This window comes from Catellatospora sp. TT07R-123 (genome assembly GCF_018327705.1).
Lineage (GTDB): Bacteria > Actinomycetota > Actinomycetes > Mycobacteriales > Micromonosporaceae > Catellatospora.
On sequence record NZ_BNEM01000002.1, the window covers coordinates 1030765 to 1054367 of the forward strand.

A 23603-nucleotide genomic window follows, 5' to 3' on the forward strand; every position below is an offset into this window, starting at 1 on the left:
CCGACGAATCGGAAAACGCGACCGCGGACCTGTGGACAACCACACGGCCGCCCAGGTCAGCCTCGGACCTGCACCGACCCACCCGGCGTGACCGGGTCGAGCTGGAAGTGCCAGACGACCACCGACGGGAGGCCGCCGATCGCGGCCAGCGAGGCCTCCGGGCACCAGAACTGGAGGTCCCAGCTCATGTGGGTGGGCAGCGCCTCCGGCGGCTCGGGCAGCACCGTCGACCGGACCAGCTCCTCGCACCGGCGCACCTGGAACCCCAGCGGCAGCGCCGCCCCCAGGTACGCGCTCAGCGGCCGGTGGTATTCGGTGAGGATGCTCGGGCGCCCGTCCGGGCCCGGATCGCGCGGCAGGGTCGGGCGCAGGTACGACAGCAGCAGGTGCGCGTCCGAGATCACCAGGTGCCCGCCGGGGCGCAGCACCCGTGCGAACTCCGCCAGCACCGCACCGAGGTCGGGCAGGTGGGCCAGTGCTAGCCCGCACACCACCGTGTCGACGCAGGCGTCGGCCAGCGGCAGCCGGTCCAGCCCGGCCCGGTGCAGCTCGGCCTCGGGCAGCCGCGCGCGGGCCAGCGCCAGCATCTCGGGCGACTCGTCGACGCCGATGATCCGGTGGCCGAGCCCGGCCAGGTATGCCCCGTGCCGGCCGGTGCCGCAGGCGGCGTCGAGCGCGGTGCCGACCGGCAGCCCGTCGAGGATCTGCCGCACCACGGGCTGCTCCAGCTCGATCATGGTGTTCGGCTGGTCGTAGTTCGGCGCCCAGTCGCGGTAGACCTCGGCGGAGCTGATCGCGCCGGGCACGGCGTCGACTCCGCCCGCCCGCAGCGCGGGCTCGTCGAGCAGGGCGCGGATCTCGTCGATGCGCGCCCGGACGAACTCGCGGTCGGCGGTGCCCTCGCGCATGCCGCGCAGCAGGGCCGCACCCTGAAGTCCGAGCAGGTATCCCAGCGGGCTCAGATGGGTCACGTCCGGACGGTAGCCACCGACCCCTACCGCCCACCACCGACTTTCGCGGGCGGTCAGCTGTCGGCGATCAGGATCAGCGCGTCGGAGGTCTCGGCCAGGTACATGTGGTCGGGGAAGTATTCGATGTGCACGTGGTAGTGCGGGTCGGGTTCGGTGGCGACCGCCTCGAAGTTGCCCGCCAGGATCGCCAGGCTCTCGGCTGCGCCCCGGATGCGCAGGGTCTGCCCGTCGGCGTCGAGGGCCAGCTCGACCAGCCCCGATGTGCGCTCCACCCGCACCGACCCCAGCGCCCTGCCGTACGGGGCGGGGTCCGCCGCGGCGTCCAGGGCGTAGGCGCCCGCTCCCGCGCGCAGCAGCCCGGCCAGCTCCCGCAGCTCGGCGCAGCTGCCCGACAGCTCCATCTCGCCGATCGCGTCCGATCGCAGCACCCGCATGCCTGCTCCCCCGGTCCCTCGGCCGCGAACACTACCCGTCGTGGCGGGGGCGGCTGCACCGCGACGCTGTCGGCGGGCCAGCAGTGGAGCGACCGGTACAACCTCAACGTCTCGGTCACCGGCGCGACCACCTGGACCGTGACGATGAACGTCCCGTCCCCCGCGAAGGTCATCGCCACCTGGAACATCACCGCCGCCTACCCCACCGCCCAGCAGCTCGTCGCCAAACCCAACGGCAGCGGGAACAACTGGGGCGTCACCATCCAGCACAACGGCAACGGGAACTGGCCGACGGTCTCCTGCAGCCCGAGCTGACGGAGCGGGGGTGCACCCATCGTGCGGGTGCACCCCCTGACCTGCTGGATCAGCGGAACCGGAACTCGGCCCAGTGCTGCGTGCCGTCGGCCAGTGTCACGATCAGCCGGCGGCACTGCCCCGCCCACGCCTTGTCGGTCTTCCAGACGTAGGTGTACTGGTCCTTGGCCGCGTCGTACGTCAGGGTCGAGCCGCCGGCGGTGACCGTCTGCTCGATGACGTCGAGCTGCCCGTGGCAGCAGTTCACCCGGCCCGAGGCGGGCGAGCCCGCCGCGAAGATGTCCATCCCCCGGTAGCCGCCGAGGCTGAACTTCACCGGGATCGCCTGGCCCGCGTTCACCACGTTCACTGCGGGCGGGTTGTCGATCGGCGCCTTGAAGCCGCGGAAGGGCCACGGCGCCGTGCCGACGGTGACGCTGCGGGTGGTGCTCACCGAGCCGCCGTCACCGTCGGCGACGGTGATCGTCGCGGTGAACGTGCCCCGGGGATACGCGTGGGCCAGGTAGCACGGCGACACCGCCCCGGACAGCACACCCGGCTGGGTCCCGTCACCCCACCGCACGGTGCAGGTGTGCTGGTCGTTGACGCCCGCGTCGGCGAAGTCGACCCGGGCGCCGGAGGCGTCCAGCGCCACCGTGGCGATGACCGGTGCCGCGTTGGCGACGTCCACGGTGGTGGTGTCGGCCGCGACGGCGCCGTCGCCGTCGGTCGCGGTCAGCGTCGCGATGAACGTGCCCTGGTCGGCGCAGAGCACCGACGCCTGCGGACCCGTGCCGGTCACGGTGCACGGCCCGTCGACCGTCCAGACCGCACCGACCCCGGCCCTGTCGTCGGAGACCGTGCCGGTCAGCGTCACCGGCGAGCCTTCGACCGCGGTGACCCCGGCCCCGGCGTCGACGGTCGGCGGCTGGTTGGCCCGGTCGTCGTCGGTGATCCAGGCCGTGCCCTGCTCACCGGCACGCACGGCGTGCCCGTCGGTGGCCGACAGCGCGCCCAGCCGCAGGCTGAACGGCTCCGGCGACTCCACCGCGCTGTCGTCGACCGCGGTGACGGTGACGGCCGCGCTCGGCTGGTCGGCGCTCAGGTGCAGCTCACCGCCGGCGGCGGCGACGTCGCCGGGGCTGTCGGCGGCACCGGCCGACGGCTCGTACACCGTCCACGGCACGGTGACCGAGGTGCCGGGCACCGGGGCGGGTGAGACGGTGACCACGAACGTGCCGGTCTGGCCCTCGACCAGGGTCGGGGCGCTCACGGAAACCGTGAACACCTCGTCGTCGGTGATGGTCACCGTGGCGCCGGACCCGGCTACCGCGTCGACCGTCTCGCCGAGCGACACGGTGAAGGACTCGTCGGGCTCGGGCAGCGAGTCGCCGCGTACCGCGAGGTGGACGACGTGCTCGGTCTGGCCCGGGGCGAACCGGGCGGTGGCCGCCGCGCCGACGTAGTCCTCGCCGTCGCGGGCGGTGCCGTCGGCGGTGGCGTACCCGACGCTGATCTCCTTGCCGCTGGGGCCCGAAAGCCGCAGCCGGACCGGGAGGTCGGTGAGGCTGGTGCCGCCCTCGGCGACCGTGACCGGCTGCACCGACACCGTCGGTGCGGCGTCGTCGTCGGCGATCGTGCCCGCCGCCTGCGCCCGGTCGACGACCAGGCCCAGCCGTGCCCCGGTCAGGGCCAGGGTGAGCGTCTCGTCGTCCTCGTCGAGGGCGTCGTCGGTGACGTCGACGGCGATGGCCGCCTGCGTGGCGCCCGCCGGGATCGTCACCGTGCCGGTGCCCAGGGCCGCGTCGTCGGCGCCCGCCGTCCCGGCCTCCAGCGACCAGGTCAGCGACACGTCGTCGGACAGGGCGTGGTCGAGCCGTACCGTGAACGCGCCGTCACCGGCCTCGGTCAGGGCGGCGTCCTCGACCCGGGCCTTGACCCAGCCCGCGGGCAGTTCCAGGTCCGGGTCGTTCTTCGGCCGGGTCAGCGCCAGGCCGTTCCAGCTCGACGCCGACACCTGCACGACCGCCTGGTCGCCGACCGGCACCACCGTCGGGGTGAGCACGAACCCATTGGTGCCGGTGCCCGCGCCACCGTAGGTGTTGCCGCCCCACACGAGCATCGAGCCGTCGGCGCGGATGGTCAGCGTGGTGGGCGAGTTGCCGTTGTCCACCCCGACGACCGGCGGTCCGGCGGGCAGCGGGACCGCGGTCGGGGCCAGCAGCTCGCCCGTGTTCGCGCCGAGCACCGGGCCGAGGCCGCCGTTGGTGTTCTGGCCCCAGAAGAAGACCGAGCCGTCCTCCTTCAGCACGACCGCCTGGTCGGTGGAGATGGACAGGTCCACGACCTTGCTGCCCCGGCCGAGGGTGTCGACCTGGCGCGGCAGCCACGGGGACTTGGCCGGGTCGGTCAGGTTCCAGGCCCGGCCGAGCTGCGGGTCGGTGCCGCCGCAGGACAGCACCGTGCCGTCGGTCTTGAGGAACAGCACGATCGCCGAGGAGACCGCGATCTGGCGCACGCCGGACAGACCCGGGATCGGTGCCGGGTACAGCGTGTCGACCGCGGCGCCGGAGCCGTCGCAGTTGACCCGGCCCCACGCCATGACGGTGCCGTCGTCCATCAGCGCGTAGTCGGCGGAGAAGCCGGTCTCGACGCTGCGCACCCCGGTGAGCGGGTCGCCGCCGGCGGCGGTGCGGACGAAGTCCGGGTACGGCCGGGAGTTGGCCGTGGACCCGTCGCCGAGGATCCCGGCGGTGTTGCGGCCCCAGGTCAGAACCTTGCCGTCGGTACGGGTCACGGCCACGTGGTCGGCGCCCGCCGACAGCTGCCGTACGCCCGACAGCACGCCCTGGCCGCCCGGCCCGAGCGGCTGCACCGGCTGCAGGCGCTGGTCCAGGGTGCCGTCGCCCATCTCGCCGCTGTGCTGGTAGCCCCAGGCGCGCACGGTGCCGTCGGCCAGCACCGCGTATCCGGTGGCGTCACCGAGTTCGACCTGCACCACGTTCGGCGCCAGCATCGTGGACTTGACCGGCTTGGTGTACGCCGTGCCCAGCTTTCCGTCGCCGAGCTTGCCGTACGAGCCCTCGCCCCAGCCGTACACCTGGCCGGTCAGGCCGCCGGGCGGGGCGTCCGGCGAGCCGGGGTCGCAGTCGTCGTCGACGCCGTTGCCGAGGAATTCGAGCTGGCCCGGGTGGACGGCGGCGTCGCCGTCGTTGCAGTCGGTGGCGGCGGTCCAGCCGTCGCCGTCGGCGTCGGGCTTGTGCACCAGCACGTCCCAGGCGCGCACGGCCTGGTGGCCGTCGGTGTCGGTGACGGTCGCGACGATCTCGTGGGTACCCTGCTGGCCCGGTCCGACCCAGCCCAGGCTGGTGCCGGTGCCCGCGGCGGCGCCGTCGACGGTCCAGGCCACGACCGGGGTACCCGCGTCGTCGGTCACGGTGACCGAGAACGTCGCGCCGGTGCCGGTCGGCACGGTGCGCAGGAAGCCGTCCGGGCTGGCCGTGCTGATCTGCGGGCCGGTGCCGTGGGCGGCGACGGTCGCGGTGGTCCAGGCGTACGCGGTGCGGCCCGCGCTGTCGGTGGTGCGCAGCCCGATCAGCGGCGCGCCCGGGTCGGCGAACACGACCGCCGGAGCCGCCCCGGCGGCGTCGTCGAAGTCGCGGTCCCCGTCGAGGTCCCAGCCGTACGCGGTGATCGTCGCGCCGTCGACCGCGGTCGACCCGGACGCGTCCAGCGTCACCGGGCTGCCCTCGGTCGCGGTGTACGGGCCGCCGGCCTGCGCGACCGGGTGCTCGTCGGGCACGCTCGCGTCGCCCTCCAGCGCGTCCACTATCGCCGCCCACGCCGCGTAGCCCTCATCGGCGGCGGTGCGGGTGGCGGTGTGCGCCGCGATGACCGAGGCGAGGACCCCGGTGACGTCGGCGGCGCGGTATTCGGGCATGCGCGCCCGGCGGATGTCGGTCTCCAGGTCGGTCACCTGTGCCACGGTCAGCCCGTTCTCGCGCAGGGTGCGCCGCTCGTCGGGGTTGAGGCCCTGCTGCCATACCCGCCCCAGGAAGCCGGTGCCGAACTGGAGCGCGGCGTCGGCGTCGGCGCCGTAGCGGGACTTCAGGTCGGTCAGCTGCGCGGTGGTCGCGTCGAGCCGCGCGGTCAGCGCCGCGTGCAGGTCGCGCGCCTCACGGGCGTGGACCAGGGCCCACCGGGAATCACCGGCCTGCTGGGCGCCCTTGTAAGCCTCGATCGAGGCCAGCAGCGCCCGCAGCACCGCGCCCTCACCGGCGATCGCGTCCGGCGCGGTCACCGGCTCGGCCACCACCGGCTGGTCGAAGTCCGGATTGGGCGGATCCTCGTAGATCGCGAGATAGTGCTGCCCCTGGTTGAGCAGCAGCCCGTTGAACTGCTCCTGGATCGGCGAGAAGTAGTTGCCGTACTTCAGCGCGCAGGCCGTGGGGTTGCCCGCCTTGCAGCCGTTCTTCAGCGCCTTCTGGACCAGCTTCCATACCTCGTCCATGACGCGGCGGGTGTTGCGCCAGGACACGTACTCCTCGTGCGCCTTCTGCTTCAGCGTGCTCAGCGCGGCGTCGGCGGCGGGCAGCTGCGCGGGCAGCGCCACGGTCAGCACGCCGGGGAAGACCTTGTCGTCCTCGGGCTGGAACTGCCCGTCCTGGCAGGTGTCGAAGACGACGTCGTATGTCCCGGCGGCCAGGCTGCCGCCCGGCGCGGTGATGCCGATGATCTCGTCGTCGAAGACCGACCCGTACTGGATCACGGTGTTCGGGCTGCCGCCGCTGATGTCGGACAGGGTCCCGGTGCCGGTGCCCGCCGCGACGATGTAGACGTCACTGGTCGCGTAGACGAAGTCGGGCACGCCGTCCTCGGGACAGCCCTCGTTCTTGAAACTCAGGTCGCCCCAGATCCGGACCACGGCGTTGGCGCCGTAGCTGCCCGTGGTCTGTCCGATCTGGTTGAACCACAGCGAGTTCTGGTTCGCGTACGCGGGCGCCCCGGTGCTCACCACCCCGGTGGCGATCGACACGCCCAGCAGCAGGGCGGCGGTGGCCACCCTTCCCCATTTGCGCATGGTGAATCTCCTCTGTCCCCGGACCGAGGGTCGGGCCGGGCGCAGACAGATTCGCCGCGGGCACTTGGCGGCGGCTTGGGACCGGCTTGCACCGGCCCGGCAAGTCAGGGCAAGGGATGGTTGGCCAGGAACAGGCCGCCCGGGTCGACGGCCGCGCGCACCGCCCGCAGCCGCTGCCAGGACTCGGCGGGAAAACCGGTGCGGGCGTCGACGGCGCGGGTGGCGAAGTTGAGGCAGTGCCGCCCGTTCGCGTACGGCGCCAGCGCCGCCAGCACCCGGGTGCAGGCGCCCACGCTCTGCTCCTGCGGCACCAGGCGGCTCGCGATCGTCGACGCGACCACCAGGAACGCGCCGTCCGCCAGCTCCGACGCGCCCGCGTCCGGCCGGGGGCGGCCCAGTGCCCCGCCGAGCTGGCGCAGCTCCACCATCACCTGCGACGACCCGGACTCCGGCGACGCCGCCTCCTGCAACGCGTCCAGGGCCGCGTCCGGCAGGCCGCCGAGCACCGCGCTGTCGGCGACGATCGCGCTGGGATCGCGCGGGTACAGCTGCATCAGCGCCACCGCGCGCGGGGTCGCGGCCGCGAACGTGTCCACCTCCGGCCCCAGCTCCCGCAGCGGCGCCAGCACCTTCGCGGCCCGGTCGACGTCGCCGAGCACCACCGCGTCGACGGCCACCGTCCGGCGCTCGGTGGCCGAGGCCGGCAGCAGCCGCAGCGAGCTGGTGACCCCGTCCGGCGCCTCGGCCGCCCACCGGGCCCAGCGGCGCAGCACCGGACCCGTGTGGCGCCAGTCCCAGCGCAGCGCCCCGGCCGACACGGTCCGGATCGGGTGCAGGGCGAACTCCAGGGCCGTGACCACGCCGAAGTTGCCGCCGCCGCCGCGCAGCGCCCAGAACAGCTCGGGTTCGTGTGCCGCGTCGGCGCGGACCAGCTGCCCGTCGGCGGTGACCAGCTCGACGGCGGTGACGCTGTCGGACTGCTGGCCCAGGGCGCGGGCATACCAGCCGAGGCCGCCGCCCAGGGAGTAGCCGACGACGCCGACGCTCGGGGAGCTGCCGTGCAGGGCGGCCAGGCCGTGGTCGGCCGCGGCCTCGGTGACGTCGAGCCACCGTACGCCCGCGCGGACCCGCGCCCGGCCGGTGACCGGGTCGACCGCGGTCCCGATCATCGCGGAGGTGCGCAGCAGGACGGCGTCGCCGAGCGCGCCCAGCGGACCGGCGTTGTGCCCGGTGCCCTGCGGCGCCACCCGCAGCCCTGCCGCGGCCGCGGCCCGCACCACCTCGGCCGTCTCGGCGGCGTCGGCCGGGTAGGCGATGGCTGCCGGGTGCTGGTCGACGGCGAGGTTCCAGGCGGCGCGGGCGTTGTCGTAGCTGCGGTCGCCGGGCAGCAGCACCGCCCCGCCGCACAGTCCGTGCAGCGACGAGGCATCGGCGGGCGGGCTGTCGTTGAACATGATCCACCGTGCCGGTCCGCACTTGCGGTGGACTTGAGACTGTCTAGTGCTGCGACGAGGGGGCCGCCCCCGTCAGGAGGCGGCCCCACCCGCGCCGGACCCGGGAACCCCGGCTCCGGATCCGGCTGCCCGGGATCAGCCCACGGTCAGCGCCACGTCGTCCAGCACGAAGCTGGTCTGCAGCGACGCGTCCTCGGTGGCCGTGAACGTCAGCGTCACCGTCTGCCCGGCGTACGCGCCGAGGTCGACGGTCCGCTGGGTGTAGCCGGCCGCTGCGTCCAGGTTGGACAGGGTCGCCTGGGTGGTGCCGGCGACTCGCACCTGGAAGAGGTCATACGCGACCGCCTCCCACTCCTCGGTGTCGACGTGCAGCCAGTAGGTCAGCACCGCGCTGGTGCACCCGGCCGGGATCGTGACGGTCTGGCTGACCGCCTCGGTGGCGTCGTAGCCGTACCCGAGCAGGTAGGAGACCCGGGTGCCGCCGTGGGCGGGCTGGCTGGGGTGGTAGCCGATGGTGGCGGTGCTGCCGGTCCACGGCGTGGTGCCGCTCTCGAACCCGCCGTTGCCGACGACCTGCGCGGGCGTGCAGCCCCCGGAGCCCGTCACGGTCAGCGTGTACGTGGTGGTGTGCGACACGGAACCGGTTCCGGTGACGGTGATGGTGTACGTGCCGACCGCGGTCGAGGCGCCGACCGACACCGTCGCCGTGGCCGAGCCGCCGGAGGTCACCGACGGCGGGCTGAACGACACGGTCACCCCGGCCGGGACGCCCGACGCCGACAGGTTCACCGTCTGCGCCGAACCGCTGGTCGTGGTGGTGGCGACCGTGGTGGTGACCGACGACCCCCGGTTGGCGCTGCCCGCGGCGGGGCTGGTCGCGATGGAGAAGTCGTTGCCGGTCACGGTCCCGACCGTCAGCGTGTACTGCGCGGTGCGGGTGACGGAACCGGTTCCGGTCACCGTGACGGTGTACGTGCCCGACGCGGCGCTCGCCGAGGCGGCGACGGTCATCGTCGAACTGCTGCCCGAGGTCACCGACGACGGGCTGAACGACACGGTCACCCCGGCCGGGGCACCCGACGCCGACAGGCTCACCGTCTGCGCCGAACCGCTGGTCGTGGCCGTGCTGACCGTCGCGGTCACCGACGCGCCCGGCTGCACGTTGCCCGAGCCCGGGTTGACCCCGACCGAGAAGTCGCTGGCCGGGGTGCTGCCGACCGCGCGGTTCCAGACGGTGTACGCGATGCCGTCGGCGGCCCGGTTCAGGCCGGTGGCGTTGATGTTGGCGGTGGTGTCGCAGGACGAGTGGTAGCAGGAGTCGTACGCCGCACCCGCCGTGCCGCCCCACTTCGCCGCCTGCGCCGACGTCTTGGTCGCGCTGGCGCCCATGGCGTAGCCGGAGGTGGGGATGCCGACGGCCTGGAACGACGCGTCGTCGGAGCGGCCCTGGCCCTCGACGTTCTCCTCGGGCTGGAGGTTGAGCGAGGTCCAGTACGCCTTCATCGGCGCCGAGGCGGTGGAGTTCAGGTTGTTGATGAAGTAGCCGCCGTTGGTGGAGGCGATCATGTCGAAGTTGTAGTACGCCTTGATCTTCGCCCGGTTCGTCGCCGACAGGCTGTTGGCGTAGAACTTCGAGCCGTTGAGGCCCTGCTCCTCGTCGGTCCACCAGCCGAAGCGGACCCGGTTGAGCATGGTCGGGTTCGCCGCCGCCAGCGCCAGCGCGTTCTCCAGCAGCGCCGCCGAACCGGAGCCGTTGTCGTTGATCCCCGGACCGGCCGAGACGCTGTCCAGGTGCGCGCCGAACATGTACACGTTGTCGGCGTTGCCGAACGGCCACTCGGCGATCAGGTTCGGGCCGGCCCCGGCCGTGCAGCCGGAGGTGCAGGGCTGCTCGGTGACGGTGAAGCCCGCCGCCTGGAGCTTGCCCTTGACGTAGGCGACCGACTGGAGGTAGCCGTTGCCGGTCGAGCGGCGGGTGCCGCCGTTGCTGTTGGCGATCGAGTTGAGCTGGGTCAGGTGCGCCTGCACGTTGGTGACGCTGATGTCCGGCGGCGTGCTGGTGCCGCCACCGACGACCAGGGTGTACGACGCCGTCCGGGTGACGCTGCCGCTACCGGTGACGGTGAGGTTGTACGTGCCCGCGGCGGTGCTCGCCGAGGCGGCGACGGTCATCGTCGAGCTGCTGCCCGAGGTCACCGACGACGGGCTGAACGACACGGTCACCCCGGCCGGGGCGCCCGACGCCGACAGGTTCACCGTCTGCGCCGAACCGCTGGTCGTGGACGTGTTCACGGTCGCCGTCGTCGAAGCACCCGGCTGCACGTTGCCCGAGCCCGGGTTGACCCCGACCGAGAAGTCGTTGCCGGTGACCGACCCGACGGTGAGCGTGTACTGCGCGGTGTGCGTGACCGTGCCCGTACCCGTCACTGTGATCGTGTACGTGCCCGCGGCGGCGCTCGCCGACGCCGACACCGTCATCGTCGAGCTGCCGCCCGAGGTCACCGACGACGGGCTGAACGACACGGTCACCCCGGCCGGGGCGCCGGAGGCGGACAGGTTGACCGTCTGCGCGGTGCCGACGGCCGTGGTGGTCACGGTCGCGGTGACCGAGGCGCCCGGCTGCACGGTGCCCGAGGCGGGGTTCGTGCCGACGGTGAAGTCGCTGCCGGTCGCGGTGCACGTCGGGTCGCCCGCCTGCGCGGGCAGGGTGATCGCGTTCCAGGCGTCCTTGGTGCGGTTGAACAGCCCGCAGCTCGCGTCGAGGTTCTTCGCCGCGGTCAGCGTCGCCGTCCGGTACTTCTTGTACGTCATGCTGCTGGTCTTGAGCAGCATCGCGCCGTAGAAGATCTTCCCGGCGGTCTGGATGCCGACGCCGGTCACCGACGCGGGGCCGCCGGAGCAGATCGGGCTGGAAGGCTTGCCGCCACCCGGGCTGCTGCCCTCGGCCAGCAGGTAGAACCAGTGGTTGAGCGGGCCGGCGGCCGCGTGCACCTCGGTGCCCGGGATCGCCGAGGAGTAGCAGTTCGGGTCGCCGCTGACCAGCGACGGGTTGTACATGTTGCGGATCGGCCCGTTGCCGACCAGGTTGATCTCCTCGCCGACGGTGTAGTCCGGCGGGTCGTAGGCCGAGGACTGGTTGGCGTAGGCCTCGGTCAGCGCGCCGAAGATGTCGCCGGTGCCCTCGCCGAGCCCGGCCTCCTGCCCGGCGCCGCCGGGGGTGTTGGAGTCGATGCCGTGGCCGTACTCGTGGCCGACGACGTCCATCGCGGAGATCCACTCATTGGCGTTGTTGTGGCCGATGGTGATCCGGGTGCCGTCCCAGTACGCGTTGACCTCGTTCAGGCCGACCAGGGCCGGCCAGCTGCCGCCGTTGCCGTTGTGGCCGTTGCGGCCCAGCCAGTTGACGAGCATGTCCCACTGCTTCTGCGCGGCGTACATGACGTCGACGCAGCCGGTCTCCTTGCTGGTGCCGACCCCGTTGCCCCAGCTGTCGTCCGATCCCGAGAAGACGGTGCCGGTGCTGTAGTCGGCGCAGCTCAGACCCGGACGCGACGGGTCGCGCAGCGAGTACGTGCCGCCGGACTGCTGGGTGTTGATGGTGAGCGGGTTCGGGCCGTTCCACTTGCCCGTGCCGGTGCCCGCCACGACGTCGTCGCGCTGGGCGAGCACCGCGCCGGTGCGGGCGTCGACGAACACGTGCAGGCGGCTGGGCGCGGACGCGGTCCACCCGAGCAGCACCGTCTCCCAGGCCAGCCGGGCGGTGCCGTCGGCGACGTGGACGACCAGGCGGCGGGACTCGACCCCGTCCACCTTGGGCAGCCGGGTGCGGCTGGTGCGCTCGGCGGCGGCGGCGCCGACCGAGGGCACCGTGCCGACCGAGATCTTCGCCGAGGTGGCCGCCTGGACGGCGCGGACGGTGCCCTTGCCGTCGGCCAGGACGGTGGCGTCGCCGCCGACGACCGGCAGCCCGCGGTAGGTCCGCTGGTAGGCGATGGAGTACATGCCGTCGACCCAGGGGATCACCTGCTGGCGGTCGTACTGCTCGAACGGCCCCTTGGCCAGCGCGTCGAGCCCGCTCGCCGCGGCGCGGTCAGCCGCGGCGAGCGCGGCGGCCAGCGGTGCGGGGGCGGGTGCGGCCGGTGGCGGGGCGGCCGGTGCCGCGGGCGCCGCGAACACCGCCGTCGCCGCGATCACGGCCAGGCAGATGCCGGCCGTCATCGTGCTGCGTTTCATCATGGACTCCTGAGGGTCGACCGCCGGCCGCACCTGACTTCGGCGCGGCCCCGGGGTGCGGTGACGCGTGCCGCGCACGCGCCCGGTGGCGTGCGGTCCGGCGGCGCCCGGGGCGGGCCGCCGCCGGAAGCACGACCCCCACAGCGTCCAAGCAGTGCCATGGAGTCAGGCAGTGTCAGCCGGGTCCTACCGTGTCGTACAGGTGAACCGGCCGTGTCTTCTCAGGACCGGCCCAGCCGCTCCCGGATCGAGGCGAGCATCGTCTGGACCAGCCGCGGCGTGATGAACAGCGCCTGGGCGATGTCGCGGTCGTCGGCGCCCTCGGCCGACATCGCCACCATGCGGCGCTCGGTCGCCGTCAGCGTCGCCGACGCGTCGCCCACCACCGGCGCGGGCGCCCCGAGCCGGGCGAGCTCGTCCACGATGGATGCCGACAGGGCGGCCGCGCCGCACTGCTGCGCCATCCCGTACGCCTCACCCAGCAGCTCGACGGCCTGCGGTCGCGGGCTGACCCGGGCCAGCGCGGACAGGGCGCGGGCGTGTTCGAGCCTGCCCCGTCCGGTCGCCAGCAGCGCGATCGCCTCGCGCAGCTCGGGCTCCCCGGCCGTGCCGCGCAGCTCGCCGACCTCGCGCAGGGCGCGGCCGGTCACGCGCGGGGCGCCCCAGCGCCGGGCGTGGACCAGTTCCTGCTCGGCCAGGACGATCGCCTCGTCGCGGCGCCCGAGCGCGGCCAGGGCCTGCGCGCGCAGGGACCGGTCCGGCCACCAGCCAGGATTGACGTACCCGGACTGCTCGGCGTCGTCGAGGCAGGCCAGCGCCTCGGCCGGACGGCCCTCGGCCAGCAGCACCCGGGCCTCGGCCTCGATGACCAGGCGGGCGCCGTCCCCGAAACGGGGCCGGTCGTCGACCTGATCCAGGAACGTGCGCGCCCCCCGGACGTCGCCGAGGTCGACCAGGGCGTTGACCAGGTACGCGTCGTTGTAGGCCGGCCCCACGTGCGAACCCCACATGGCCTGCTGCTCCTTCGAGGTCAGCAGAGACTCGTACGCCTCGCGCAGCTCGCCGTGGCACCACAGGGCGTACCCCTGCCACAACCGGACCGACAGCAGGCCGAACAGCGAACCCTGCTCGTGGGAGTACACCTCCCCCTCCGCCCAGAGGGCGTCGGCGCTCTCCTCGGCGACCTGAAGCACCACGGTCGCGACGATCCAGGTCAGACCGGTGTCGGCGCGTAGCAGGATCCCATCGGCGACCGCGAAGCGGGCCAGCTCCACGGCCCGCTGCCGGTCGGTGCCGTCGATGACCGCCTCCCAGGCCAGCACCGACGCGAGCATCCGGGCGCCCGGCCCGGGGCCTTCGATCTGCGGCGTGCCGCCGCGCCGCCACTCCGCTTCGGGCAGCCCGTGCATGAACCCGCCCAGCCGCTCCAGCCCCAGCAGGCCCTGCCGGGCGTCGGTCAGCTCGGCGGGCAGCTGCGCGGCCAGGCGGCGCGCGACCGCCACCGACTCCCCGCGCGACCCGGCGAAGACCAGTGAACGGACCAGGGTCAGCGCGACCTCGGCGCGCTGGACCGGGTCGGTCAGCGTCTCGTACGCCTCACGCAGGTGGCCGATCGCGGCCTGCCCGTCGAAGACCGACTGGACCAGCCCCAGCTCCAGCACCACCTCTGCCCGGTCCTCGGGGGCGGGTGGCTCGGCCAGCGCCCGCACCAGGTACTTCGCCGCCGCATCGCCCGCACCGCGCCCGGCCGCCCGCGCCGCGGCGGTACGCAGCACCGACACCGCCCACGGGTCCCGCCGCTGCGGCACCTGCAACAGATGCGCCGCCACCTGCTCGGCCGGGGCGCCCGCCGCCTCCAGCACCCGCGCCGCCCGCTCATGGTGCAGCTGCCGCTCGCCCGGCGGCAGGTCCCGGTACACGGCGTCGGCCACCAGCGGGTGCACGAAACTCAGCGGATACTCGTCGCGCAGCACCTCCGCGCGGGCCAGCACCCCGATCGCGGTGACCGCGTCGGCCTCGGCCAGGCCGCTCAGCGCCGCGACCGCGGGCAGCGACGCGCCGTTGCCCAGCACCGCGACCGCCCGCGCCGTGGCGGTGGTCGCCTCGGGCAGCCGGGCCAGGCGCATCAGCACCATGCTCGACACCGCCCGCGACCCGATCGCCACCACCGTGTCGGCGTGCGCGGCGTCGGGGCGTACGCCCTCGGCCTGCAACGCCCGCAGCAGCTGCCGCAGCAGCAGCGGATTGCCCAGCGTGGTCCGGCGGCAGGTCGCGATGAACGCGTCCTCGGCCGCGTCGCCCAGCACCCGGCGCACCAGCCCCGCCACGCCCTCCCCCGTCAGCGCCGACGGCTGGATCCGTACGCACGCCGGATCGTGGGCCAGCTCCGCCAGCAGCGCCTCGTCGTCGTGCGGCTCGCCGGTGCGCAGCGTCGCCACGATCAGGACCGGCAGGCCCTCCAGGCGGCGCACCAGGTAGGCCAGGTAGCGCAGCGAGGCGCTGTCGCACCACTGCACGTCGTCGATGCTGAGCACCAGCGGGCCGTCGGCGCACAGGTTCACCGTCAGCCAGTACAGGCCGTGCAGGGTCGCCAGCAGGCTGTCGGCCCGCTGGTGCGGCTCGGGCACCGCCACGTCGAACACCGCGGCCGCCGACGACGCCGCCCCGGTCAGCAGCGCGGCGCGGCGGGCCGGGTCGGCCAGCACCGGCTCGAACAGCTGCCGCACGGCACCGAAGCCGTACTCCTTCTCCAGCTGGCTGCCGCGCGCGCCCAGGGTCGGCGTCCCGTGCCCGGCCGCCAGACGGCGCGCCTCCACCAGCAGCCGCGTCTTGCCGATCCCGGCCCGGCCCTCCACCAGCAGCAGCCGCGCCTGGCCCGACAGCGCGTCGGCCAGGCAGCCCCGGATCTCGGCGAGCTCCAGCTCGCGGTCGAACAGCACATCGTCGGCACCGCCCCGGCCCGGCGACCCGGCGGCGCCGGGCACGGGCGGGAGCGGACGGGCGGCGGCGACCACGGCCGGGGCGGGCGCGGCGTCCAGCGACGGCGACTGCGCCAGCACCTCCGACTCCAGCGCCCGCAGCGACGGACCGGGATCGACGCCGAGTTCGTCGGCGAGCACCTGCCGGGCCCGCCGCAGCGACGCCAGGGCGTCGCCCTGGCGCTGTGCCCGGTACAGCGCGAGCACCAGCAGCCGCCACCGCTCCTCGCGCAGCGGCTCCTCGGCGACCAGGGCTTCGAGCTCCGGCACCAGCACGGCCGTCTCCCCGGTGGCCAGCCGCGCGGCCAGCAGCTGCTCCCGGGCCACGCCGCGCAGCCCGGTCAGCCGGGCGGCCTCGGCCTCGGCCCAGGGCTGGTCGGTGTACTCGGCCAGGGCGGGGCCGCGCCACAGCGACAGCGCCCCGGTCAGGGTCGCGCCGACCTCGCGCGGGTCCGCCAGCGTCGCGGCCTGCCGGACCTGCCGCTCGAACCGCCACGCGTCCACCGCGTCGTCGTTGACGACCAGCGCGTACCCGGTGCCCTTGCTCACGATCACGTTGCCGCGCGTGCGCGCCGTCTGCCCGGGTTCCAGCCGCCGCCGCAGATGGGATACGTACGCCTGGAGCGCCCCGCTGGCGCTGACCGGGATCTCGTCGCCCCACAGCGACCCGATCAGGTGGTCGGCGGGCAGCACCTCCCCGCGCCCGAGCACCAGCAGCGCCAGGACCGCCCGCTGCCGGCGCCCGCCCAGGTCGAGCAGCTGCCCGTCGTGCCACGCGGTGACATCGCCCAGAACAGAGAGCCGCAGACCGTCTTCGCCACCTGGCACCGCTGTTCATCCTTCCGGCGCGGTCCGCGGGGTCGGGCGTGCGCTCGGGCTGAAGATACAACGGCACCGGCCCGCCCGGGTACGGCGAGCCGTGCGGAATTCGATCATCCGCCCAGCTGAGGGCACATTGGACGAACAGCGGGTATACCCGCTGTGACGGCTCAGCCCCGCTTGGACCGCAGCTTCGTCGGCACGGACCCGATCTTGCGAGGCCGGGCGGTGGTACGCGCACCCGCGGCGGCCTTCGCGGCGGCCTTCGCGGCGGGCTTCGGGGCGGCCTTGCGGGCGGGCGCGGGCGCGGCGGCCTGCTCGGCCTCCTGGCGTCTGCCCTCCAGCCGCCGCTGCTCCCGCAGGGTCTCGGCGTACGTCTCGCGCTCGCGGACCAGCCACTCCGGCGGGTCGGCGGCCAGCGCGGCGATCTCCGCGGTCGTGAGCGCCTCGGTGATGCCGCCGCGGGCCAGGCCGCTGTTGGAGATCCGCAGCCGCGCCGCCGCGACGTTGCGCGGGTGCGGGCCCTCCCGGCGCAGGTCGACGAGCCACTGCGGCGGGTTGTGCTGGAGCTCGTCCAGCTCCTCGCGGGAGATCGGGTTCTCCTGGAACTCGCGCGGGGTGGCCGGCAGATACACGTCGAGCTTCAGCGCCGCCGTGGCGGGCTTCATAACCTGGGACTTCTTGGGCTTGCTCACCATGCGAGAGTATCGGTTCACGACCCGGCCGGGCCCGTCGCCCCGGGACCGGGGCCGCCGCCGCCACGCCGGACATCGCCCCCGAGGTAGCCTGAGCAGGCCGCGGGTGACCACCGCGCGGCCCGTACGCCGGCGCGTGGCCGGTCGACGTCACGGAGGAAACGTGCCCGAGGACCACCAAGCGGCGGCGTTCCGGCTGTTGGTCGTGCCCGGGGTCGTCGTGGACCGCTGGGCCCGCACCTGGTCGCAGCGGCTGCCCGAGGTCGAGCTGGAGCTGGTGCCGGTCGAGGCCGCCGACGCGCAGCAGCGACTGGCCGAGGCCGACGCGGGCCTGATGCGGCTGCCGGTGGACCAGCAGGACCTGCACGCCATTCCGCTGTACACCGAGACCACCGTCGTCGTGGTGCCGATCGACCACCTGCTGGCCGCCGCCGAGGAGCTCACCCTCGCCGACCTGGCCGACGAGACGCTGACCCAGCCCCTCGACGACGTCCTCGACTGGACGGCCCCGGCCGCACCGGTCACGGTCACCGCCGACCGGCCCGCCACCACCGCCGAGGCGGTCGAGCTCGTCGCCGCCAGCGTCGGGGTGCTGGTCGTGCCGCAGTCGCTGGCCCGCGCATACCACCGCCGCGACCTCACCTACCGCGTCCTCACCGACGCCCCGACCTCGTCGGTCGGGCTGGTGTGGCCGCGCGACCGGCACACCGACCTGGTCGAGGAGATGATCGGCCTCGTCCGCGGCCGCACCGCCAACAGCACCCGGGGCCGGGGCCCGGCCGAACCGGCCGCCCGCCCGAAACCCGACGCCGCAGCGGGCCGTGCCGGCTCGGCGGCCCGGCAGCAGCCCGGCGCCCGCCGCGGCACGCCCCCGCGCCGCTCCTCCCCGCCGCGCCGGGGCCGGTGACCGCGCGCCGATGACCTCCGTCAAGCCGATGGATCACCCCCGGGTCCCGCTGCCAGACTGTGCCGATGCCCGCGCCTAGTTCCCGCCCCACGCTCGCGATGATCGCCCGCGAGGCGCACGTGACCGTGCCCACGGTCTCCAAGGTGCTCAACGGGCACAGCGACATCTCCAGCGAGACCCGCCGCCGGGTGGAGACCCTGCTCACCGTGTACGGCTACGAGCGCCCGCGCTCCGCGCGGCGCCGCGAGCACCGGGGCAACCTCGTCGACTTCGTGATCAACGAGCTGGACTCGGCGTGGGGCCTGTCCCTGCTGACCGGGGTCGAGCAGGTCGTCGAGGACGCCGGGGCGGGCCTGGTCGTGACGGTGCTGCACAACCGGGCCAGCCTGACCCGCCGGTGGCTGGACGCGGTCACCGCGCGCGGTTCGCAGGGCGCGATCCTGATCCTGTCCCAGCTGGCCGAGGAGCACCAGGCCGAGCTGCGGCGCCGTACGGTGCCGTTCGTGCTGGTGGACGGGATCGAGCAGCCGTCCCCGCAGGTGCCCAGCGTCGGTGCGACCAACTTCGCCGGGGGCTACGCCGCCGCCCAGCACCTGCTGGAGCTGGGCCACCGCCGGATCGGCGCGATCAGCGGTCCGGAGCCGCTGCTGTGCAGCCGCGCCCGGCTGGCCGGTTTCCGGGCGGCCCTGGAGGCGGCCGGGGTCGAGCCCGACCGCGAGCTGATCAGGTTCGGCAATTTCCACCACGACGGCGGGTTCCGCCGTGCCCAGGAGCTGCTGGACCTCGCCGACCGGCCCACCGCGATCTTCGCGGGCTCCGACCAGCAGGCCACCGGGGTCTACGAGGCCGCGCGCCTGGCCGGGTTGCAGATCCCGCGCGATCTGAGCGTCATCGGGTTCGACGACCTGATCTACGCCCAGTGGACGTCGCCGCCGCTGACGACGGTCCGGCAGCCGCTCCAGGAGATGGGCACGGCCGCCACCCAGATGCTGCTGCGCCTGATCAACGGCGAGCGGCTGGACACCCCGCGCATCGAGCTGGCCACCGAGCTGGTGGTCCGGGCCAGCACCGCCCCGCCCCGCGACTCGCGCGCGGCGAATCGCGGGACACCTGCGTAAGCTGGCTCGGAGCACGCTGAAGTACGCATCAATGGAGGACACCCCCGGGCTTGTGTGCAGAAGCTCCTGGTTGTTCGCGTCGTCGCGCACCGACACCGATCTGGAACCTTGAGGAGCCGACATGGCCCATCGCACGCTGCGCGGAAGCCGGCCAGGCGCCGCGGACCGCATACCCGTCCGGGAGACCGCGTTCGCGGCCCGGCAGACCTGCGAGTTCCGCTGCGCCAACGACCACCGCTTCGTGGTCCAGTTCGCGCTGGACGTCGAAGCTCCGTCCACCTGGGACTGCAAGTTCGACGGGAGCTCCGCGCGGCTGGTCGGCGGGCCCGAGCGCGAGCCGGAGCACGAGAAGGCCGCGCGTACGCCGTGGGACATGCTCCTGCAGCGCCGCTCGATCGAGGACCTGGAGGTTCTGCTGGCCGAGCGGCTGGACCACATACGGGCACGTCGAGGGAGCTGAAGCGGAAAGAGCGGCCCGCATTCCCGCCCGGCGGGTAAGGCGTGACACACCGGTTCCCCCCGGCCAAACCCACCCCGCCGGGCAGACAGGGGTATGGTGGAGAGACAGTTTCTTGTTCGTGGTCTTTCCACCTCCTCGGGTCGATGTGTCCCCGGGGTCGGGTTCTCCGTTCGGATTACCGCGGTTACCGCTGCTCGAGACGGCCCCACCGGGCCTCGCAGCGCGCGCGGCCCAATCCGTAGAAGGAGATCCACATGGCCACCGGCACCGTGAAATGGTTCAACGCCGACAAGGGCTTCGGCTTCATCACCGTCGACGGCGGCACCGCTGACGTCTTCGTCCACCACTCGGTCATCCAGATCGAGGGCTACCGCGAGCTGCGCGAGAACGAGCGCGTCGAGTTCGGCATCGTGCAGGGCCCGAAGGGTCCGCAGGCCGAGTCCGTACGCCTGATCTGACCGACCCCGCGCCGGGATCGGCGCGGGAACGTGGTGCCGGTTCTGTGACACTGTCTGCGGAACCGGCACCACCGCATCACCCCCACCAGGTTCGCCCGGTCGACTCTTCCCGCCGCCGGGTCGAGGACCTTCGCGCGGCGTGCCGACAGCGAGAGGCTCCACCGTGACGACCCCAGTACGCCGACCCAGGCGACGGCCGAAGGCCGCCCCGACCGCCAGGACCGCGCCCACCGACGCGCCAGCCGCCACCGCCAGGACCGCGGCCATCCACGCGCCCACGGCGCCCGCCGGGCCTGACGCGCAGAGCTTCGCCGAACTGCCGCTGCACCCCGCGCTCGCCCGGACGTTGACCGACCACGGGCTCACCGTGCCGTCACCCATCCAGGCACGCTCGATCGCCGACGCCGTCGCCGGACGGGACCTGCTCGGCCGCGCGCGCACCGGCTCCGGCAAGACCCTCGCCTTCGGGCTGCCCATGCTGACCCGGCTGGCCGGACGGCGCGCGACCGCCCGCCGACCCCTGGCGCTGGTCCTGGTCCCCACCCGGGAACTGGCCGCCCAGGTCGGCGACGCCCTGGCTCCGTACGCCAAGGCGGTCGGACTGCGCAGCGTGACGGTGGTCGGCGGCCTGTCCCTCGGCCGCCAGAGCGACCAGCTGCGCGCCGGCGCCGAGATCCTGATCGCCACCCCGGGACGCCTCATCGACCTGCTCGAACGCGGCGCCTGCCGACTCGACGAGGTCGGCATCACGGTGCTGGACGAGGCCGACCAGATGGCCGACATGGGCTTCCTGCCGCAGGTCACCTCGCTGCTGTCGGCCACCGCACCGGACGGCCAGCGCATGCTGTTCTCCGCCACCCTCGACGGCGACGTCGACCGGCTCGTCCGCCGCTTCCTGAAGAACCCCGCGCGGCACTCGGTCGAGACGCCCGCCGTCGCGGCTGCCACCATGCAGCACCACCTGCTGCACATCGACGCGGCCGACAAGGACACCGCCACCGCTCACATCGGCGCCCGCGACGGCCGGGTGATCATGTTCGTGAAGACGAAGCACCGCGCCGACCGGGTGGCCCGGCGGCTGCTGGCCAGCGGTGTCACCGCCGCCGCGCTGCACGGCGGGAAGTCCCAGCCGCAGCGCACGCGCATCCTCGACCAGTTCCGGTCCGGCGCCGTCAACGCGCTCATCGCCACCGACCTGGCGGCCCGGGGAATCCACATCGACGACCTCGACCTGGTCGTCAACATCGACCCGCCCACCGACGCCAAGGACTACCTGCACCGCGGCGGCCGCACCGCGCGCGCCGGACGCAGCGGCACCGTCGTCACCCTCGTGGCCGACCACGAGCGCCGGGACGCCGCCCGCCTGCTGGCGGCCGCCGGGGTCAGCGCCCGGACGACTGCCGTACGCCCGCACGACCACGAGCTGTCCCGCATCACCGGCGCCCGGACCCCGTCCGGCACCCCCGCCGAGCTTCCCGCCGCCCCCGCGCGGCAGGCAGCCGAGGCCGAGACGCCCGGCACCCGCCGCACCCGCTCGCCTCGCCGCCGACACCGCTGACCCCTCCCCTACCAGCCCCCGGACACTTACTCGGATAGCCGCCATCCGCGATGCGTAGGATGGTGCGATGAAGATGTCCGGCGGCGTGGAGTGGGCGCTGCACTGCTGCTTCGCGCTGACGGCGGCCACCGAGCCGGTGCCCGCCGTCCGGCTGGCGCAGCTGCACGACGTGTCCCCCAGCTACCTGGCCAAGCAGTTGCAGGAGCTGTCCCGCGCCGGGCTGGTGCGCTCGGTGCAGGGCAAGGCGGGCGGCTACCTGCTCACCCGCCCGGCCGACCAGATCACGGTGCTGGACGTCGTGGAGGCGATCGACGGGCCCGCGGCCGCGTTCGTGTGCACCGAGGTCCGCCAGCGCGGCCCGCTCGCGACCCCGCCGGAGCAGTGCACCGCCCCCTGCGGCATCGCCAAGGTCATGTACGACGCCGATCGCGCCTGGCGGCAGTCGCTGCGCCAGGTGACCATCGCCGACCTGGCCCGCGCCACCGGCCCCGAAGCCGCCGCCGGCGTCCGCGCCTGGCTGTCCACCGGCCGCCCCTGACCCGCCCGCACCCGCCGACCGGATCGTCCGGGGAACGAACCCCGTCCGGCACCGCTCGGTGCGTGCGTCACGCTCGCGAGGCCGGCTCCAGCCGGATCACGTTCCAGGAGACCGGCGCAAGCAGGACCGCCACGCCGTCGCGGTCGCCCGAGATCGACGGGTTGGCTCGTGGCGACACCCGGTCGGGCTCGTCGGCGGTGTTGCGCGCGTACGGGTCCTGCGCCGTGAGCGTGGACGCCTCGACGATCCGTACCGAACCCATCGCCCGGGTGTCGATCGACAGCGACAGCGGCGTGTCCAGCGAGCGGTTCACCGCGAACACCGTGGTGCTGCCCGTGGCCGCGTCGTGGGTGGCGACGGCGTGCAGGGTGGGGACGTCGCCGTACTCGGCCGTCGGGTAGGCGGGTGAGGTCGGCTCCACGCGCAGCACGTCACCGGCGGCGTACCGGGACGCCTGGGCGAAGGGGTGGAAGGTGGTCTGCCGCCACGCCGCGCCGCCGGGCTCTGTCATGATCGGGGCGATCACGTTGACGAGCTGGGCCAGGCTGGCCGCCGTGACGCGATCAGCGTGCCGCAGCAGCGTGATGAGCAGGCTGCCGACGACGACCGCGTCGGCGAGGTGGTAGTGGTCCTCCAGCAGCCGCGGCGCCACCGGCCAGTCCGCCCCTTGCGGGGTCTGCGAGGCCGGCCGGTCCATGTACCAGACGTTCCACTCGTCGAACGAGATCTTGATGCGTTTGGCGGCGCGCTTCTTCGCCCTGATGTGGTCGGCCGTCGCCACGACATCATCGATGAAGTTTTCCATGTTGACCGCGCTGGCCAGGAAGCCGGCCAGGTCGCCGTTCTTCTCCTGGTAGTAGGCGTGGCAGGAGACATAGTCGACCAGGTCGTACGCGTGCTCCAGCACGGTCGCCTCCCACTGGCCGAACGTCGGCATCCCCGACCCGGAGCTGCCGCACGCCACCAGTTCCAGACCGGGGTCGACCATGCGCATCGCGCGGGCCGTCTCCGCGGCCAGCCGCCCGTACTCCTCAGCGGTCTTGTGCCCTATCTGCCATGGACCGTCCATCTCGTTGCCCAGGCACCACATCCGGATGCCGTGCGGCTGCCCGGCACCGTTGGCCACGCGCAGGTCCGACAGCCGCGTCCCGGACGGGATGTTGCAGTACTCCAGCAGGTCCACCGCCTCCTGGACCCCCCGCGTGCCGAGGTTGACCGCCATCATCGGTTCGACACCGGCCCTGCGGGCCCAGCGGACGAACTCGTCCAGGCCGAACGTGTTCGGCTCGGTGCTGTGCCAGGCGAGATCCAGTCGCGTCGGCCGGTCCCGGACCGGTCCGACACCGTCCTCCCAGCGGTACCCGGAGACGAAGTTGCCGCCCGGGTAGCGCACCGTGCTGACGCCGAGTTCTCTGACCAGCTCGATCACGTCGGTGCGCAGCCCGTCCGCGTCGGCGCCGCGATGTCCGGGCTCGAAGATCCCGGTGTACACGCACCGGCCCAGATGCTCCACGAACGCACCGAAGGTACGCCGCGACACCGGCGCGACCCGAAACGCCGGGTCCAGGGTCAGCCGCGCCGGGGCGGGTGCGAGTTCGGTCATGTC

General features: G+C 73.8%; 15 protein-coding genes. 7 read left to right on the forward strand and 8 right to left on the reverse strand.

The window, feature by feature from the left end; genetic code table 11:
- Positions 1-56 precede the first annotated feature (56 nt).
- Both Cs7R123_RS24755 and Cs7R123_RS24760 read right to left on the reverse strand, forming a co-directional pair.
- Positions 57-971 carry a class I SAM-dependent methyltransferase gene (locus tag Cs7R123_RS24755; protein ID WP_212830112.1) on the reverse strand — a complete coding sequence of 305 codons (915 nt, stop codon included), beginning with the start codon at positions 969-971 and terminating at the stop codon, positions 57-59.
- Positions 972-1024: 53 nt separating this feature from the next.
- Positions 1025-1405 carry a hypothetical protein gene (locus tag Cs7R123_RS24760; protein WP_212835138.1) on the reverse strand — a complete coding sequence of 127 codons (381 nt, stop codon included), beginning with the start codon at positions 1403-1405 and terminating at the stop codon, positions 1025-1027.
- A 138-nt stretch (positions 1406-1543) separates the two neighbouring features.
- On the opposite strand from Cs7R123_RS24760, the gene Cs7R123_RS24765 reads away from it, so the two are divergent.
- On the forward strand, positions 1544-1720 hold the full coding sequence (locus Cs7R123_RS24765) for a hypothetical protein (RefSeq protein ID WP_244872111.1): 177 nt from the start codon (positions 1544-1546) through the stop codon (positions 1718-1720).
- A 49-nt stretch (positions 1721-1769) separates the two neighbouring features.
- Here the strand turns inward: Cs7R123_RS24765 and Cs7R123_RS24770 are convergent, their stop codons facing one another.
- The 5 genes from Cs7R123_RS24770 to Cs7R123_RS24790 form a co-directional block, all read right to left on the reverse strand.
- On the reverse strand, positions 1770-6779 hold the full coding sequence (locus tag Cs7R123_RS24770; RefSeq protein ID WP_212830113.1) for a PxKF domain-containing protein: 5010 nt from the start codon (positions 6777-6779) through the stop codon (positions 1770-1772).
- A 104-nt stretch (positions 6780-6883) separates the two neighbouring features.
- Positions 6884-8233 (reverse strand): FAD-binding oxidoreductase, encoded by a 1350-nt coding sequence (locus tag Cs7R123_RS24775; protein WP_212830114.1) that lies wholly within the window; start codon positions 8231-8233, stop codon positions 6884-6886.
- A 135-nt stretch (positions 8234-8368) separates the two neighbouring features.
- Positions 8369-12466, reverse strand: coding sequence for a M28 family peptidase (locus Cs7R123_RS24780; protein WP_244872112.1), 4098 nt, complete (start codon positions 12464-12466; stop codon positions 8369-8371).
- 221 nt (positions 12467-12687) lie between these two features.
- Positions 12688-16272, reverse strand: coding sequence for a BTAD domain-containing putative transcriptional regulator (locus tag Cs7R123_RS24785; protein WP_212830115.1), 3585 nt, complete (start codon positions 16270-16272; stop codon positions 12688-12690).
- Between the two features lie 161 nt (positions 16273-16433).
- Positions 16434-16958, reverse strand: a complete 525-nt coding sequence (locus Cs7R123_RS24790) for a DUF5997 family protein (RefSeq protein WP_244872113.1) — start codon at positions 16956-16958, stop codon at positions 16434-16436.
- Positions 16959-17121: 163 nt separating this feature from the next.
- Between Cs7R123_RS24790 and Cs7R123_RS24795 the strand changes: the two genes are divergently transcribed.
- The 6 genes from Cs7R123_RS24795 to Cs7R123_RS24820 all read left to right on the forward strand — a co-directional run bounded on the left by Cs7R123_RS24795 (position 17122) and on the right by Cs7R123_RS24820 (position 21997).
- Positions 17122-17865: a LysR family substrate-binding domain-containing protein gene (locus Cs7R123_RS24795; RefSeq protein ID WP_244872114.1), complete on the forward strand. Its 744-nt coding sequence runs from the start codon at positions 17122-17124 to the stop codon at positions 17863-17865.
- A 65-nt stretch (positions 17866-17930) separates the two neighbouring features.
- Complete coding sequence (locus tag Cs7R123_RS24800) at positions 17931-18983, forward strand: LacI family DNA-binding transcriptional regulator (protein WP_212830117.1); 1053 nt, start codon at positions 17931-17933, stop codon at positions 18981-18983.
- A gap of 121 nt (positions 18984-19104) precedes the next feature.
- Positions 19105-19443 carry an RNA polymerase-binding protein RbpA gene (locus tag Cs7R123_RS24805; RefSeq protein WP_212830118.1) on the forward strand — a complete coding sequence of 113 codons (339 nt, stop codon included), beginning with the start codon at positions 19105-19107 and terminating at the stop codon, positions 19441-19443.
- A gap of 254 nt (positions 19444-19697) precedes the next feature.
- The gene (locus Cs7R123_RS24810; protein WP_212830119.1) at positions 19698-19901 is read left to right on the forward strand and encodes a cold-shock protein; all 204 of its coding nucleotides are present in this window, start codon (positions 19698-19700) and stop codon (positions 19899-19901) included.
- A 163-nt stretch (positions 19902-20064) separates the two neighbouring features.
- Positions 20065-21459: a DEAD/DEAH box helicase gene (locus tag Cs7R123_RS24815; RefSeq protein WP_244872115.1), complete on the forward strand. Its 1395-nt coding sequence runs from the start codon at positions 20065-20067 to the stop codon at positions 21457-21459.
- Positions 21460-21526: 67 nt separating this feature from the next.
- Positions 21527-21997, forward strand: coding sequence for an Rrf2 family transcriptional regulator (locus Cs7R123_RS24820; protein ID WP_212830120.1), 471 nt, complete (start codon positions 21527-21529; stop codon positions 21995-21997).
- Between the two features lie 67 nt (positions 21998-22064).
- Here Cs7R123_RS24820 and Cs7R123_RS24825 read toward each other — a convergent pair whose 3' ends face one another.
- Positions 22065-23600 (reverse strand): alpha-N-arabinofuranosidase, encoded by a 1536-nt coding sequence (locus Cs7R123_RS24825; protein ID WP_212830121.1) that lies wholly within the window; start codon positions 23598-23600, stop codon positions 22065-22067.
- Positions 23601-23603 lie beyond the last annotated feature (3 nt).

What these genes read in the sequence shown, in the direction of transcription:
- Cs7R123_RS24825 (WP_212830121.1), bottom strand. Translation starts at nt 23,600, where the DNA reads ATGACCGAACTCGCACCCGCCCCGGCGCGGCTGACCCTGGACCCGGCG.
- Cs7R123_RS24810 (WP_212830119.1), top strand. Translation starts at nt 19,698, where the DNA reads ATGGCCACCGGCACCGTGAAATGGTTCAACGCCGACAAGGGCTTCGGC.
- Cs7R123_RS24775 (WP_212830114.1), bottom strand. Translation starts at nt 8,233, where the DNA reads ATGTTCAACGACAGCCCGCCCGCCGATGCCTCGTCGCTGCACGGACTG.
- Cs7R123_RS24805 (WP_212830118.1), top strand. Translation starts at nt 19,105, where the DNA reads ATGGCCCATCGCACGCTGCGCGGAAGCCGGCCAGGCGCCGCGGACCGC.
- Cs7R123_RS24780 (WP_244872112.1), bottom strand. Translation starts at nt 12,466, where the DNA reads ATGAAACGCAGCACGATGACGGCCGGCATCTGCCTGGCCGTGATCGCG.
- Cs7R123_RS24770 (WP_212830113.1), bottom strand. Translation starts at nt 6,779, where the DNA reads ATGCGCAAATGGGGAAGGGTGGCCACCGCCGCCCTGCTGCTGGGCGTG.
- Cs7R123_RS24760 (WP_212835138.1), bottom strand. Translation starts at nt 1,405, where the DNA reads ATGCGGGTGCTGCGATCGGACGCGATCGGCGAGATGGAGCTGTCGGGC.
- Cs7R123_RS24800 (WP_212830117.1), top strand. Translation starts at nt 17,931, where the DNA reads ATGCCCGCGCCTAGTTCCCGCCCCACGCTCGCGATGATCGCCCGCGAG.
- Cs7R123_RS24820 (WP_212830120.1), top strand. Translation starts at nt 21,527, where the DNA reads ATGAAGATGTCCGGCGGCGTGGAGTGGGCGCTGCACTGCTGCTTCGCG.